Source organism: Kistimonas ophiarachnellae (genome assembly GCF_057552235.1).
Genome location: NZ_BAAJPA010000001.1, coordinates 322,947 through 338,903, shown reverse-complemented (window position 1 = coordinate 338,903; position 15,957 = coordinate 322,947). Strand labels below are relative to the sequence as shown.

General features: G+C 52.2%; 14 protein-coding genes. 7 read left to right on the top strand and 7 right to left on the bottom strand.

The annotated features are described in order from the left end of the window. Positions 1 to 9 precede the first annotated feature (9 nt). The 4 genes from AC27K1_RS01420 to AC27K1_RS01405 all read right to left on the bottom strand — a co-directional run bounded on the left by AC27K1_RS01420 (position 10) and on the right by AC27K1_RS01405 (position 5,144). Positions 10 to 663, bottom strand: coding sequence for a class I SAM-dependent methyltransferase (locus AC27K1_RS01420; protein ID WP_487147736.1), 654 nt, complete (start codon positions 661 to 663; stop codon positions 10 to 12). Positions 664 to 735: 72 nt separating this feature from the next. Next, positions 736 to 2,349, bottom strand: coding sequence for a phosphoenolpyruvate carboxykinase (ATP) (gene pckA / locus AC27K1_RS01415; RefSeq protein WP_487147734.1), 1,614 nt, complete (start codon positions 2,347 to 2,349; stop codon positions 736 to 738). A 275-nt stretch (positions 2,350 to 2,624) separates the two neighbouring features. Continuing rightward, the gene (locus tag AC27K1_RS01410; RefSeq protein WP_487147733.1) at positions 2,625 to 4,169 is read right to left on the bottom strand and encodes a cobalamin biosynthesis protein; all 1,545 of its coding nucleotides are present in this window, start codon (positions 4,167 to 4,169) and stop codon (positions 2,625 to 2,627) included. A gap of 204 nt (positions 4,170 to 4,373) precedes the next feature. Then, positions 4,374 to 5,144 carry an energy transducer TonB gene (locus tag AC27K1_RS01405; protein ID WP_487147732.1) on the bottom strand — a complete coding sequence of 257 codons (771 nt, stop codon included), beginning with the start codon at positions 5,142 to 5,144 and terminating at the stop codon, positions 4,374 to 4,376. A gap of 297 nt (positions 5,145 to 5,441) precedes the next feature. Between AC27K1_RS01405 and AC27K1_RS01400 the strand changes: the two genes are divergently transcribed. From AC27K1_RS01400 to AC27K1_RS01385, 4 genes are all read left to right on the top strand, one after another. Continuing rightward, positions 5,442 to 6,629 (top strand): acetate kinase, encoded by a 1,188-nt coding sequence (locus tag AC27K1_RS01400; RefSeq protein ID WP_487147730.1) that lies wholly within the window; start codon positions 5,442 to 5,444, stop codon positions 6,627 to 6,629. Between the two features lie 136 nt (positions 6,630 to 6,765). After that, complete coding sequence (locus AC27K1_RS01395) at positions 6,766 to 7,275, top strand: FKBP-type peptidyl-prolyl cis-trans isomerase (protein WP_487147728.1); 510 nt, start codon at positions 6,766 to 6,768, stop codon at positions 7,273 to 7,275. Between the two features lie 170 nt (positions 7,276 to 7,445). Next, positions 7,446 to 7,775, top strand: coding sequence for a quaternary ammonium compound efflux SMR transporter SugE (sugE, locus tag AC27K1_RS01390; RefSeq protein ID WP_487147727.1), 330 nt, complete (start codon positions 7,446 to 7,448; stop codon positions 7,773 to 7,775). 143 nt (positions 7,776 to 7,918) lie between these two features. Next, entirely contained in the window at positions 7,919 to 8,638 is a 720-nt protein-coding gene (locus AC27K1_RS01385; RefSeq protein WP_487147725.1) for a hypothetical protein, read from the top strand. On the opposite strand, the gene AC27K1_RS01380 is transcribed toward AC27K1_RS01385, so the two are convergent. Together AC27K1_RS01380 and AC27K1_RS01375 are read right to left on the bottom strand one after the other, a co-directional pair. After that, positions 8,595 to 9,854: a Bcr/CflA family multidrug efflux MFS transporter gene (locus AC27K1_RS01380; RefSeq protein ID WP_487147724.1), complete on the bottom strand. Its 1,260-nt coding sequence runs from the start codon at positions 9,852 to 9,854 to the stop codon at positions 8,595 to 8,597. The genes AC27K1_RS01385 and AC27K1_RS01380 overlap by 44 nt on opposite strands. Before the next feature lie 233 nt (positions 9,855 to 10,087). After that, positions 10,088 to 10,471, bottom strand: coding sequence for a hypothetical protein (locus AC27K1_RS01375; RefSeq protein ID WP_487147723.1), 384 nt, complete (start codon positions 10,469 to 10,471; stop codon positions 10,088 to 10,090). A gap of 217 nt (positions 10,472 to 10,688) precedes the next feature. Here AC27K1_RS01375 and AC27K1_RS01370 point away from each other — a divergent pair, with 217 nt between their 5' ends. Both AC27K1_RS01370 and AC27K1_RS01365 read left to right on the top strand, forming a co-directional pair. Further along, positions 10,689 to 11,582, top strand: coding sequence for a helix-turn-helix transcriptional regulator (locus tag AC27K1_RS01370; protein ID WP_487147722.1), 894 nt, complete (start codon positions 10,689 to 10,691; stop codon positions 11,580 to 11,582). 116 nt (positions 11,583 to 11,698) lie between these two features. Further along, entirely contained in the window at positions 11,699 to 12,232 is a 534-nt protein-coding gene (locus AC27K1_RS01365) for an ester cyclase (RefSeq protein ID WP_395177003.1), read from the top strand. A 230-nt stretch (positions 12,233 to 12,462) separates the two neighbouring features. Here the strand turns inward: AC27K1_RS01365 and AC27K1_RS01360 are convergent, their stop codons facing one another. Continuing rightward, positions 12,463 to 14,010: a sodium:solute symporter family transporter gene (locus tag AC27K1_RS01360; RefSeq protein WP_487147720.1), complete on the bottom strand. Its 1,548-nt coding sequence runs from the start codon at positions 14,008 to 14,010 to the stop codon at positions 12,463 to 12,465. Positions 14,011 to 14,706: 696 nt separating this feature from the next. Here AC27K1_RS01360 and AC27K1_RS01355 point away from each other — a divergent pair. After that, entirely contained in the window at positions 14,707 to 15,882 is a 1,176-nt protein-coding gene (locus AC27K1_RS01355) for an ester cyclase (protein ID WP_487147719.1), read from the top strand. Positions 15,883 to 15,957 lie beyond the last annotated feature (75 nt).

Sequence of the window (15,957 nt, the reverse complement as noted above, 5' to 3'; positions counted from 1 at the left end):
CCGGTTCCTTCAACGCCACAACAGCGCCACATCGTTACCGTTTAATGTCAGCCTGCAATCATGTGTTGAGGCCAGCCAGGCAAATGTCGCTTCCGAATAAAAACAGATATGGGTCGGATCACGAATATAGTGCCAACCGGCAAAGGCATGACGATCCTTCACCCGTTTTGTCATGAGTCCGAGGCACCCTCCCGGCCTGACCATACCCAGTAACTGCTTCAGCACAATACCGGGGCAGGCAAGGTGCTCAATCACCTCTGTTGCGGTCACAAAGTCATAGTTTTTTTCCAGCACTTCAGGGTGGTGGGCGTAATAGAGATCGTAAACTGCCATCGCGTGGCCAGCCTCACTGAACATGGCGGCCAACGCCGGGCCCGGACCACAACCAAAATCCAGTCCCTCTCCCTGAATCACGCCTTGTTGGTCGAGGTGCTCCATGACAGGATCAAAGACACGCGAAAGAAACCGGCGATACCCCGGATCATCCACACAGTTATCATGCTGGTCATACACCGCTTTTTCCTGCTCCCCGGACAAGTGATAGCAAGAGGGGACAAACACCAGCTGGCAGTTATTGCATTGCAGGTAATCACGCACGTTATCCCGGTGATAATGGCGGGTGTCAAAATTGCCGCAAAGCGGGCATATGTCGTCAGTCAGCATGGTGTATCGGTTATCCCGGAAACAAAGAACGCGGCTTGCGCCGCGTTCAGAGTGTACCGGAAAACGGGGCTATTACAGCTGCGGACCTGCCGCAATCAGCGCCTTACCGGCATCATTATCGGTGTATTGTGCGAAGTTCTTCACAAAACGTGCCGCCAGATCCTGCGCACGACGCTCCCAGACTGCGGGATCGTCATAGGTATTACGCGGGTCCAGGATGGAAACATCATCAACACCGGGTACATCAACCGGTACTTCCAGGTTGAAATACGGCAGCATCAGGGTATCGGCCTCATCAATGGAACCATTCAGAATCGCATCAATGATCGCCCGGGTCGCCTTGATCGAAATGCGCTTGCCGGTACCATTCCAGCCGGTGTTAACCAGGTAAGCGGTCGCGCCTGAATCCTGCATCCGCTTGACCAGTGTCTGGGCGTATTGTGTCGGGTGCAGCATCAGGAAAGCAGCACCGAAAGCCGCAGAGAAGGTCGGCGTCGGTTCAGTGATGCCACGCTCTGTACCTGCCAACTTCGAAGTATAACCGGACAGGAAATGATACTGGGTTTGTTCTGGCGTCAGCCTGGAAACCGGTGGCAACACGCCGAAGGCATCTGCTGTCAGGAAGATAACCCGTGTCGCATGGCCACCACGGGAGACCGGCTTGACGATGTTCTCAATATGGTAAATCGGGTAAGACACCCGGGTGTTTTCTGTCTTGCTGCCATCGTCGTAATCAATCTTGCCTTCCGCATCAACAGCCACATTTTCCAGCAGCGCATCGCGACGAATGGCATTGAAAATGTCCGGTTCATTTTCCTGGCTCAGGTTGATGCACTTGGCGTAACAACCACCTTCGAAGTTGAACACGCCATCATCATCCCAGCCGTGTTCATCATCGCCGATCAGTTCCCGGTTAGGGTCAGTGGACAGCGTCGTTTTACCCGTACCGGATAAACCAAAGAAGACGGCCACATCACCTTCTTTACCGATATTGGCAGAGCAATGCATGGAAGCAATGCCTTTCAGCGGTAGCAGGTAGTTCATGACGGAGAACAACCCTTTCTTCATTTCACCGCCGTACCAGGTACCACCAATCAACTGCATACGCTCGGTCAGGTTGAACGCGACAAAGTTCTCGGAATTCAGCCCCTGCGCCTGCCAATCCGGATTGGTGGTCTTGGCACCGTTCATGACGATGAAGTCAGGCTCGAAGGTGTCCAATTCTTCGGCAGAAGGTCGGATGAACATATTCGTAACAAAGTGCGCCTGCCAGGCCACTTCGGTAATGAAGCGCACACAGAGACGGGTATCAGGATTGGCGCCACAATAAGCATCGACAACAAACAGCCGCTTGCCAGATAACTGTCGAGTGACAACACCTTTAAGGTCATTCCAGACAGATTGATCTATAGGCTTGTTATCGTTGCGTCCCTGATCAGCCCACCAGAGCGTATCCCGGGTCGTATCATCACGGACAATGTATTTGTCTTTCGGCGAACGACCGGTAAATATGCCGGTATCCACAGTCACCGCGCCGGAATCAGTGACCACACCGCGCTCATAACCGTCCAGGTCGTCACGGGTTTCTTCTTCGTAAAGCAGGTCGTAGGAAGGGTTTCGCAGGATGTCGACGGCGCCGGTAATGCCGTAGGGGGTCAGGTCAAGGGTATCAGTCTTGGCACTCACGTTTATTGTCTCTCACTTCTGGCGTTTATCCAGGTGCTGAAGGCCGCCCCGTCCCCAAGGGTTTTTATCCGGAGCCAGCTGTTTTCCCTGACAGTTGAATTCATTGGTATCAGGGCCTTCATCCAGGCACTCATCCTTCGAGGCTGAATTGACGATACGGAAGGGCATTTTCCCTGAAGATGAGAACAATTACCACAGCATGATACGTATATTTACCAATTCGAACGCTCTATAACGGGCCTGGTAATTATTAGACCGGAAAAAGCCGGTTCAGTTCACTCTCCCCCGGTAGGCACCAGCTGGTTTGCGGCCAGCAGGTTTCTCAGCGGTCTGCGTTGTTTGACCGCCCTGAGAATCTCCTGCCACTGCGACGACGAAAGGCTCTGCACACCGCGCAGACGCACACCGTCATTCACTGGATGTTCATGCTCAGCCAGGGATTCATGAATCACGGCTGAATTCTTGTACCGGCAGGCAATACAACAGACACTGGCGGCAACCTGTATCTGCCGTGCGCCCTGATCCAGCTTCATTTCCCTGGCAAGCCGACGAACACGATCCGCGAGCCGATGGCAACTGCCAGCCCGGGAGCAGTGGCCGCCACTACAAACCACAATTTGATCACGGGCCTCACCGTCCAATACCGTTTTTTTCTTATCCTGAGGATCAGTAAGCGCAGCCAGCCCATGGCTATCAGGAATTCTGCAGATAACCATTTTCACCGATGGCCCTCCGGCCTGCAGGCAAAACGTGGATTCCGGTATCAGAACAGTCGATGCACCACTGCAGTGGCGGGCAGCGGCTTCCGCGACAGAAAAACGACCGTTTTCCCACAAGCCTTTTACCTGATTAACTGGGCGACTGCGGTCAGCAGTCAACAGTTCATCAATACCGTATGTCAGGAGAGGAATATCGTGAATGATCCCGAAATCATTCAAGGCAGGATGATGGCGCTGTAAATCCAGCCCCGCCAGGTAACGCACGCTGTCAATCGACAGGCCATTATCATCAAGAAACTGCACTAAACCCTGCCCGACCACTTCCAGCGGGGTATCACGGTGGCACCAGACGCCGACAACCAGGCTCTTGGGGCGCCAGACAACCACTTTGTCCTGATATTTCGAATGCATCATACCGGCAATCTGTTGATCCGATACCAGCACCAGTGCGTTATAAGCTTCAGGGTTCACAGTCGCCAAAGACGCGTGATGTACCAGGCAGTCTGACCAACCACTGACTTTCGGCAAACAGGGCACACGACCTGATGACTGCACCCAGGCCACCGACTGTTTCTGATACAACGCTGTCACCACACACCGAAAAGCCGCGTATGAGGCAGGTTCAAGCACCCAGCCATGACGAAGCCCCAGCGTCAGCAGAAATTGCCAGACATCCCCCGGCGAACCCGGCAAAGACAGTACCGACTGTACGCCCAGCATCCAGGCCACCTGCTCGGTTAGCTGATGCTGACGGCCGGCCTCATGCCCGCCGTATACTGGCAAACAAACGCCCGCCTGCTCATCGACAACCATCACCATCACACGACGATAGTCATTATTTGAGGGGAATAATCCCGCCATCTGCCACCAGCTCTGTCCAGAACGCAGAAACACGATATGGCATTCGTAGTGATCAAGGTTGGTACTGAGTAAATCCTGGACTGAGCGCTGAAACAGGCAGGCAAAATCAGGCAGTAAGACGCTGACATCCCTGTCGACAAACAGGTCTGCCTGATCAAGATGGCGTTCAAGCTCTATCGCCCGCCTGGCGCCCCTGGTATCAGTAGCGTACAACGCGAAATGCCCGGTCACTGCGCCCATTCAAAGTCCCCGACCTGGAGTGATGGAATTACCGCAAGTCTCCAGACAGGCATCAGGCCCCCCTGTTATCACGATAATCATGGCAGCATCAAAGATAGCCAATCCATCCAACTTGCCGGGGCTTTTTGATAATCGGGAGGACTGTGTGAATAAATGGTTGGTTACGCACCAGCGCTATAACGCGTGCGAAATGCCAAAAATGGATTATGCATCCAGTCGGAAGACTACCGGTACGCGTACACGGCAGGCCAGAGACACGCCGTCACGCACCAAAGGCCGGAATGACCATCCTCGCACCGCTTTTTCTGCAGCCCGATCCAGCAGGCTGAAGCCGGAAGAATCCACCAGGGTGACAGATTCAATATGCCCCCGGTTATCCAGAAAAACCTCCAGCAACACGGTTCCCTGCTGTCCGCGCTTTCGCGCCTGGTAAGGGTAGGCCGGTTTGCGTTGGGCACCATTAAACAGTGGCTCCGATACCAGGGGACGCTGGTCAGTCAAACCGGCCACATCAGCAGTACGGCTCATATCCTGGGCAGTATTCCCCTTTGACGCTTCCGTCGCTGGCTGTTTGGATTCGGTGGTTTCCTGTTTTGCTACCAACTTTTCTGGTGGCAATGTTTCAGGTTGCTTCTCAGGCTCTGGCGGTTTGGGTTTACCGACCGGTTTGGTGCGATCATTTTCGGTTTTTGCAACCGCTTTACTGGGCGATTCACCGCGAGTCGTTACCACGGACTCCGGCTTTTTAACCGTTTGTGGTTCTGACTCATCAGAGGGTTTGTTTTGATCAGCCTTGACCGGCTCGGCCTTCGGTTCTGGTGGGCTCGCCAAGGTGACATTCAACTGCAAAGTCTGCCCCCCCTGGGGCAACGCCAGCATATCCAGACGGGTTTCAGGCTTTCCAACAAAGCCGACAATCGCGGCATGGATCGCCAGCGAAATCACGATTGTCACCAGGATGTCAGAATGCATCATCAGACAGGCACACTCACCATGAATAAAGACCCGACCTGCACAATGGCAACCAATCAGGCATAAGGGGGTCTAATCATACGGCATAGGTCTGCAAACGCTAATCCGTACTGGACGAAAGGCCTCGCGGGGACTATTCAGGCATATTGCCAGACAAAAAACCGGGTTATTCCCTGCTCCCGCACATATACGGATTGACCCGGCTAAACTGCAATTGATACTTTGCGCGCGATTTTGATATCGGCCTCAGGCTACTGAGACCGACAGTCACTGAGTCGAACCAGTCTAAACGGAAGCCCCATGACCCAAGAAAACATCCTGATCATCAACTGCGGCAGCTCTTCACTGAAGTTTGCAGTGATCAACCCCCAGAACGGTGACGAGAAAATCAGCGGTGTTGCTGAGCGTCTGTCCACTCCGGAAGCGTTTGTCCGCTGGAAATTCCAGGGCAACAAAGACATGGTCGAAATGCCATCTGCCGGCCACTTCGAAGTCTTTGGCAAGCTGCTGGACGTCCTGAAAGAAACCAACCTGTTCGACACCATCGGCGGCATCGGCCACCGCGTGGTTCACGGTGGTGAAACCTTCAAAGAATCCTGCCTGATCACTGACGAAGTGGTTCAGGGCATCGAAGACTGCATCCACCTGGCGCCGCTGCACAACCCGGCTCACCTGGTCGGTATCCGTGCTGCCATCGAATACTTCCCTGGCCTGAAGCAGACCGCCGTATTCGACACCGCGTTCCACCAGACCATGCCTGAACACGCCTTCATCTACGCCGTACCTTACGAGTACTACGAAGAGAAAGGCCTGCGTCGCTACGGCATGCACGGCACCAGCTACCGTTACGTCAGCGCCCGCGCCGCGGAAATGCTGAACCTGGAGCTGGACAACAGCGCCATCCTGGTTGCCCACCTGGGTAACGGCGCCAGCGCTGCGGCGGTCCTGAACGGTGAATCCGTTGACACCACCATGGGTCTGACCCCGCTGGAAGGCCTGGTCATGGGCACCCGTTCCGGCAGCCTGGATCCGAACGTATTCAGCTTCCTGAACAAGACCTACGGTTACACCCTGGAAGAAATCACCGACATCCTGAACAAGAAGTCCGGCCTGCTGGGCATCTCCGGCCTGAGCAACGACTGCCGCGCCATCGAGGATGCGGCTGCCGAAGGCAACCGTCGCGCGCAGCTGGCGCTGGACGTATTCTGCTACGTTCTGGCCAAGCAGCTGGCCGGTCTGGCTGTCGGCCTGGGCCGCATCGACGCACTGGCCTTCACCGGCGGTATCGGTGAAAACTCCGACCTGATCCGTAAGAAGGTTCTGGAGCTGATGGGCGTATTCGGCTTCGACATGAGCGACGAGCTGAACGAGAAGTTCCGTTTCGGCAACGAAGGCGTTATCACCAACGAAGGCAGCACCGTTGCCATGGTGGTTGCGACCAACGAAGAGCTGATGATCGCTCAGGATACTGCCGCCCTGATCGGCTAATCCTCATCCGGCCTGCAGCATCCGCTGCAGGCCGTCCTGATTTCTTCCCGAATTCTGACCTTTTTTCCTGTTCCCGAACCCCAAAGTCCGTTAGCATGGAAAGCCTCTCCTGCCATAAATTCCCTAAGGTTATCTGATGACAATTTCTGACCAGAAAGCGGTACTGATCCACTACACCCTGAAGAATGATCAAGGCGAAGTCCTGGACAGCTCCGCAGGTCATCCGCCCCTGGCCTACCTGCACGGCGCCGGCAATATCATTGAAGGCCTGGAAAACGCCCTGGTCGGCAAAAAAGCGGGCGACAAGCTGCAGGTAACCGTTGAACCCGCCGAAGCTTACGGCGAATACGATGAGAGCCTGGTGCAGGAAGTCCCTATGGAATCTTTCGCCGGTATCGAAACCATTGAGCCCGGCATGCAGTTCCACGCGGAAGGCCCCTTTGGTCCCCAGATCGTGACCGTCACTGCCGTCACCGAAGAGAGCGTGGTCGTTGACGCCAACGCGCCGCTGGCCGGTGAAACCCTGCACTTTGATGTAGAAGTCGTGGAAGTTCGCGATGCTACCAAGGATGAACTGGAGCACGGCCACATCCACGGTGAAGGCTGCAATCACAGCCATGAAGAAGCACTCGCACACGAAGAGTAAGCGCTTTTGGGTCGGGTGCTATGCCCGACCTGCTCCTTTTGTCATATGCCCTTTTTCTCCTGAAACTCCCCATCCCTTTTTCTGTCTAAACTGCATTCGCTGATGAAAAGAACACGGTTGGTTTCATCCGGTTCGTCAGAAGGCTGAGAGTGGAATAAAGGGTAGCTGACGTGAAGTACTGGTTATATATCGCCATTGCTGGCTTGTTTGAATGCGTATGGGCTGTTGGCCTGAAATATACCGAGGGGTTTACCCGGTTACTGCCGACGGCCGGTACGGTGGCAGCCATCATTATCAGTTTCTACTTCATGGCACTTGCCTTGGAAAAACTCCCTATTGGCACCGCTTATGCGGTCTGGACCGGTATAGGAGCGATTGGTGTAGCAAGCTTTGGGATTCTTTTCCTGGGAGAGTCCCGCGATATCCTTCGGATTATATGCATCCTGCTCATTGCTGCAGGCATTGTTGGACTAAAGCTGGTATCAAGTACCGTCGAATAGAGCTACTAACAAATTATTGAATTCACCATAATTGTTATTGAAGCGTCTACCGGATTCGATAGAGTTATCCCCCCTTTATTCTTCGAAATTGTTCGAACCACCACAAATCATTCAATAGCAAATCTACTTTGGAATATCTGATTATGTTGCGTAGCACCTCATTCGATTCTTTTTTAGTGCCAACACAGAAGTTCAGAAGAACATCTCAGGATGCCGTACTTCCCAATCAGATAACAATTAACCGTAATATAGTCACTAAGTTGCTTACCAAGGGTTACACAATAAAGGTATCTCCTGTTCTTATCCCTGAGCCTTACATGAGTCTCCACTGGAGTGGTACGGATAGTAACCATTACCCTGAGCTTTATAAGGACGAAATGCTCGAAGATCGAACAACATCCCCCCTGTTCAATGAGAACAGACGCAACATACGTGATACAGAAAACTCAGTCTCTATTATTGAGCTCAATGCAATGGAGTTTCGTACAAAGGAATCAATTACCGATGCATTTCTGCGTTTCGAAATCAGAGACAACAAACTTTTAATTCCGGATTGCGCCGTAAAAAACACCAAAAGACAGCAAGGACTTGGCTCGTTGTTATTTTTAATAACGCAAGACCTTGCAAGAGATATGTCACTGACCCTGGAAGCGCATGGGACCTACTTAAGCAAGGACTTCTACGAGGAGTATGCCCAGCTGAGGACACTTGATAATTTCTGGTACCAGCAGCCATGTGTTCACATAAGTGACTACAAACCCAGCCGCTGCCTCAGGAAACTGTCAGGGTATTCCATGGACGATAACACCGGAAGACCATTCAGGCTGCGGCTCGAGGTGGTTCATCATGATGCTCATCATTAATCGGCTCTCTTTTGATAACCAGCCGTTCTCTCACCAGCATCAATGACAGAACCGAACATAACCCGCAGCCAGCGATCAATGCTGCCATCGGTACCGCTGTACCATTGTGAAACACACCAGCAAGCCCTGCGGTAATACCACCAATACCAAACCGCAGAATACCTGCAGCCGCATTGGCTGTACCGGCAATGCCCGGAAAATAAGACAGTGCCAGGGCATTGGAATTGGGCCCGGTGAAGCCCAGCATACCGACAAACAAAACAACAGGGATCACGATACCTGGCAAACCACCGGCACCCGTAACAGCCATGAATAACAGTACCAGACCGGACAAAGCGGCAAATGCGGTTCCACAACGCAACATATTCATCAGCGGGAAACGTCCGATCAGACGCATGTTAATGATATTGCAGGTTCCCATCGCAATGATGTTGGCCGCAAAGAGAAAACCGTAATATTCCGGCGCTATGCCATAGAGCTGGATATACACAAAAGGCGACGCGCTGATAAACGCAAACAGTCCACCAAAGAAAAAGGCATGGCCCAGAATACATCCCATGGCATTGCGGTGAGTAATCACGGACAGGTAATTGCGGGTCAGTTGTTTTGCCGTAAGCGCCTGGCGGTGTTCTTCCGGCAGGGACTCTTTCAGCATAAATAACGCCAGCACCAGCGCCGCGCAGCCAAACAGCGCCAGGGTAATAAAGAGTGAACGCCAACCGCCTAACAGCAACAGTTGTCCACCCAGCAGCGGCGCAATCAACGGCGCCACGGTCATCACCAGCAGTATCGAAGACATGATGCGGGCGCAGTCTTCCCGGTCAAACATGTCACGCACCATGGCCGGGATCGTGACCATGATCGCAGCACCCGACATGGCCTGCAGGATACGGGCGACGATGAGTTCATTGGCGGTATTGGTGAAGGCTGAAAGCAAGGTCGTGGCGATATAAAACACCAGGCCGGGCACCATGACCCGGAGCCGTCCGAAACGGTCTGCCAATGGGCCAAACATCAACTGCCCCAGGGCAAAGCCCAGCGTATAGGCGCTCAGCGTCAGCTGGATGCTACCCAGAGGTTCGTTCATGCTTTCGGCGATAGCGGGCATGGCGGGCAGATAAAGGTCAATCGCCAGTGGCCCAAGGCAGGTCAGACTCCCCAGAACAAGTATGAGTAACTGCTTATCCCTGCCAGACATAGAATGCGTATTATTCATTGATGCGACTGCTTTAAAGCGTAAGTGCCCCCAAAGCCAGGGGGGAAAGAAATACGATGAACGGTCAGGCTGTGTAATGGTTATACATCGCCCGAACAGGGACTTCCTGAAGGGTTATACCCACCCGAGCTTTACTGTGCCATTGTCCGACAGTAAGTGAAATACGCTTTACCAACAGTTTTCAGAGCATCTTCCCTATTCAACTGCCCAATGACAGGGGTTATTCAGTGTTATCAGAGAACGCCATTTTCGTCAGCCTGCGCCGTATATTTACGCATCAGTTGTACGCAGGCGGCAATGGACGTCAATAACCCGACAAAACCAACCCCCAGCGCCACCGTGATGACATCCAGCCGTTCACTGCTGTTGAAACCGGTTTCCAGCCGCATAAACAACATGGCATAGAAATTACCCACTACAAACGCCCAGCCGACCGGCAAGAGCACGATGCTGAGCTCATTGCGCGCCATCCGCGCCACCAGCAGCATGAAGGCAACCGCGATGTAGTCATCGAAACTCAGCGGCCAGTATTTGTTGGTCGTGATAAACACAAAGGTTTCACCCACCCCCAACACCCAGGCAAACGCCAGCGCCAGATAACGACTGAAAAGCAACATTCCCGGTTCCTTTATTCCTGGATTCCTTTCCTCTCAACGCCTGATAGTTCAGGGCGAAGAAAAAGCCTGTTTATCAGTCTAACCAGTTGTTCTGAAAAGTGCTGCATGAACCTGAGCCGCCAAGTCGTTCCGATTCATGATACGTATCAAAGGATCTCAACGACGGTGTATTACCATCCGTGATCAATCAGTCGCTTACTGCAGGTCAGACCATACAATGCGTCGTTTGAATGACACCCTGGTTGATATCATCGAAAAAGCTCTGGGCAGTACGATTTACTGGCATGAAAACCGTACGGATTATTGTGTCACAACCGATTGGCGGACCCTGCCCTTCTGGGTGATTCTGAGCGTGCATTCAGGCCGCTACACCTGTGAACTCGGCTCATCCCCGGAACAGACACCTGACCACCGTCTTTTTCAGGCCGGCCCCGATGAAATCATGCTGATTCCCGCGGGCGTCAAACACAGATTGACTGTCGATACTCCCACGGTGATTGATGGCATCCACATTCGCTACTCGCTGTTCAAAAGCCTCGACATCCTGGCCATGATTGATCTGCCATTGGTGGTAGACCGCCACCTGGGAAGTTCCCTGAAAACCAGCCTGCATCATCTGACGTTGGCGATTCGCGAGTATGAAAGCCGTCCTGACCTGAAACAGAGCGTTCTGCAATCCAGTTACAGGCATATGTTATTCCATGATCTCCTGAACCTGTCGCCGACGCCCCAGCTTGATGCACTGGATTACATGTCGCTCAATCGCCTGTCTACCGCCATACAGCTACTGGAAGAGGATCTGGTCGGTATAACGGTGGAGGAAATGGCTAAAGCCTGTGCCATGAGTCGAAACACCTTTACACGCACGTTTAAAAAAGCCACCGGTCAGCTGCCTGTGCAGTACATCAAAAATAAACGGCTTGAGTTCGCCATGGCCAAACTGGTTTATTCCCACGATAACCTGGCCCGGATTGCCCAGGACACCGGCTTCTGCGACCAGTTCCATTTCAGTAAAACCTTTCGTAAGGCGATTGGAGAATCCCCCAGTCAGTATCGGCTCAGTACCCGTGAGGCATTGAAAATGTACCCAACCAGCGTCGCCTTCCATTGAACATTTGGTGCAAATCTACATATACCGGCCGGTTTCCTCCATGCCTTTTCTTCAGGCCGGTCCTTACCATAACCCTGTCTTCAAAAGCGATCCTCTTACAGAAAAGGTAACGCATCATGAAAGGTTCACGTCCTGAACAGGCTGTACTGACCAAAGACAACGACCTCAGCAAAACCGAAGAAACCCTGGGCGTCATCAATGCCATGGTTGACGGTCTGAACGACCATGACATTGACCATATGGATCGGTTCTTCAGCCAGTCCTTCCGCTGGATCGGCAATGCCGGCTGCGGTTTCAAGAAGGGTCTTAAAGAATTCCAGGATAACTGGCAGCGTCCTTTCCAGGCTGCGTTCTCTGACAAGGTCTGCTTCGATGAAGCCCGTATTACCCAGGGTGAATGGTGCGCGGCTTTTGGTCGTCAGGAAGCTATTCATAGTGGCCCCTTCATGGGCGTTGCCCCCACAGGCAAGCGTGTAGAAATTCGCTACATGGACTTCTGGAAAGTGGTCGATGGAAAGATTGTTGATAACTACGTCATGGTTGATTTCCCATACGTGATGAAACAGTTAGGTATCGATGCCTTCAATGGCCATGGTTGGGAAATGAACGACACTGGCGCCATGCCTGTTCAGAATGGTGAAGTGCACTGAAAACACGCTTAATCCATTGATACAAAAGCCCGGGTAAGCAGTCATTACCCGGGCTTTTTATTATTCGTTTATTGGCCAGTTAATACCCATCATTCTTTTAAAAGCCGGGGATTCGCTCAGTGTTACTTTGGAGCCGGGATCTTTGATGGAGTTAGAAAGTACGATTGATATAACTCGTTAACGAATACGAACCATCGATAAGCCGCAATAAAATTCCACAGCCATGAATATTAACTTATCATCGTTAACAGGATATCAGGCAGGTAAAGACAACTGATGACTGTAACCAACGCAAAAACCAGCAACAGGTAATGAGACAGCACGGGCCGTTGGTACAGCTGTTTTTGCTGATCCACAAAGGCTTGCTGCGCTGACGACAGGCTTCCGTACCACTGGCTGACACCATACCCGACAACAATAAAGACCAGGGTTCCGATGGGCGCATACCAAGGCCAGGCAATCTCCGTCAGCCAGCATCCGGCAATGACCAGCATACTCACCACACTGGCAACCACGGCGCCGGTTTCGTTGGCCGTTCGGGAGATCAGCCCCAACACGAAAGAACCCAGCTGAATCCCGACAAAAATAGACACCAGGCTGGCAATACTCTTCAGCACCGATTCGTTGGAAATCGCCAGTATGGCGGGAACGATCACCAGCACCGAACAACTGATACTCAGTCGTCGCGCCATGGTTTCATAGTGTGTCGCTTCGGCATCGGGTTTGATAAAACGACGGTAGATATCTACCGTGGCGACTGTCGCCATGGAGTTGTAGGTGGAATCCAGTGACGACATGGCCGCCGCCATCAGGGCCGACATCACCAGTCCAACAATCACTGGATTGGTATGATGAAAAACAAAATCCAGAATAATGTTATTGCTGTTGGTAAACGCTTCCCCACCATAAAACACGAACAACAAAATCCCCACCAGGCTGAAAAAGGCATAAACGAAAAATGCCCCATACCCGCAGACCAGCATGGATTTCTGCGCCAGGTGGACTGACCGCGTTGCCAGGGTGCGCTGAATAATCAACTGGTTGGAGCCATAGACACTCAGGTGGAGAAATGTTGCCGCAATCAACCCGCTCCAGAGTGTCGTATCGTTGGTAAAGTCGAATGATGGATTGATGATGTCCAGCTTGTCCGGTACCGCTGCCAGCAGGTTACTCTCGGGAATCTGCAATAACAGGCAACCCAGGACGGCCACACTGCCCAGCAACAGCACCACCGACTGCATCACATCCGTCCAGATAACCGTCGAGATGCCGCCGCAATAGGTATAGAAAGCAGTGAAAATGCTGATATAAACAATCGCTTCTTCTATTGAGATGGGAATCACCATCACCAGAATCAACGACACGGTATAGAGAATAATGCCGGCGGAAATACAACGCACAATGATAAAAACAATCGCGTTGATGGTTCTGACTTTTACACCAAACCGATGCTCAAGGTATTCATAGATGGAGGTGAGCCCCAGCTTGTAAAAAACCGGGATAAAGAAAACGACGGCAAAAAATACGACGATGGGATAATTCAGGTGAATAATCAGCGCCTGCATCCCTTCCTGGTAAATCCAGCCCGGCATGCCAACAAACGTCATGGCGCTTATATAGGTTGCCAATATTGAAATACCGGCGGTCACCCAGCCAAACTGACGACCTCCCGTAGCGAAATCCCCCCGGGTTTCTTTTCTTCGGTTTACCAGGAAACTTATCAGCAGTGTGGCAAAAAGATAAATTGCCATCACCAGAAAACTGGAGCCTGTTACCATACTCGGTTGAACCCTGTACAGCTGAACAAAGCCTTTGCCATAGAAAATGTTATGACCCGTCACAGCGGTACACGGAACGGATCTGGCAAGACACGAATCAGGAAATGTCTGTCAGTCCCTGTCAGTGATACATGATGTTCCCAGCCTTTCTTTTTGAAACGGGATTCAGACTAACGATAATCATCTGAAAATTTATTGGCATACATCAATTTATCATCTTCAAGGCATCCACACTTTTTTTAAAGTATTGATTGTGCCTAGTTAATGTTAACTCTATGAATCACTTAACTTTTTCTTCAAACTTCAATCGATTTAACAGATGAGCGCTGTGCTAGCGGCTTTTTTATTGAGCCAAATCATAACTTGACTGAAATTTATCTGGTTACATGACTGCAGGGTTAATTAACAACAGGATTCAAAAAAACCAGAATCAACAGCAACAAAAATGTTTAAGCGGGATGTGTTCATCCTGGGTATCCAGAAACTGATGATGTCAGGTAAAACACTGTCAGTTAATTGTTTCCTTTATCTGAATACTCAGTCATCCGCGATGGGTAAGACAATATCGTCTTATTTTTTTGAACACAAAATGTAAACGTTTACAAAACCACTGTGACCTTGAGTCACATAATTTTTAAACAACAATGTAAACGTTTACAAAACCGGCATTACAGGAAAAAAACGGAGTTAGTCATCATGTCAGAACAGAAAAGCGCCAAGGCCGATACCGTCTCCATTACCAAGGCCACACCAGCACCCGCAACCGATCCTATTGTGTTTTTTGGCGACAGTTCCAAGGTCATCCCGTTGTATCACCATGACCACAACGAAATGGATACCTTCCCGGCTCCCCGCCAGAAGATGGATGGGTTTGATGAAAAATACCGGGATTTTGTCGACTACATCCTGCGCATCACCCACAAGATCTGGGAAGAAAAAGGCATCGGCGTCATCTACGAAACCTATCACAATGACTGTATCGTACACTTCGGTTCCAGCACCTTTCAGGGTCTGAACCCGGTCATCTCCGGCACGCTTCAGGCCCTGCACGCTTTCCCGGACCGTCGCCTGATTGCCGAGAACGTGGTCTGGTCCGAAGACAGTGACCAGACGTTCTACTCCTCTCACCGCATCCACTCCACCGCCACCAACATGGGCGACAGCAGCTTCGGCCCGGCCACCGGCAAGGCCCTGTCCTTCCGCACCGTGGCAGACTGCAAGTGCTACAAGAACCGGATCGTTGAAGAGTGGCTGGTGCGCGACAACCTGCACATTGTCAAACAGATGGGGCTGGACCCGGTCGCCGTGGCCCGCAAGATGGCCCAGGGCACAAAACCCACCCAGACCTTCGGCCTGCCCGAAAACCGTGAAGGCCAGTTCCTGCCCACCATTTACCAGCGCAAACACAGCGGCTTCGAGATTGGTGATTTCATGCAGGAAATGATGAGCCGCGTCTGGGGCGCCCGTTATTTCAACCGCCTGACCGACTACTACGCCGACAACGCCGTCCTGCACACCATCTGCAACAAGGAACTGACCGGTTCCCACTCCATTCGCGGCTGGCTGGTGAGCTTCTTTGCCTCCTTCCCGAATGCCCGGGTACAGGTTGAGCGCGTCACCTGCAACCAGACCGGCGGCGAAAAAGACTGGGATGTTTCCCTGCGCTGGCGGGTACTGGGCCTGCACGAAGGCATTGGCTTCTTCGGTGCGCCTTCCAATGCACTGGCAGAGATTCTGGGCATCAGCCAGTACAAGGTACGCGACGGCGTCATCCTGGAAGAGTGGCTCACCTTTGACGCCCTTGATGTCATGAAACAGATCGAAGCACACCGTCTCCAGGAAGAAAAGAAAGCCGCCGAGTCTGCAGCCTGATCGAACGGGCGCCCGTCGACAGGTGGGCGCCCAATCCAGACCCGATACCGGGCCACTCGTTAATAAACCGTGCGG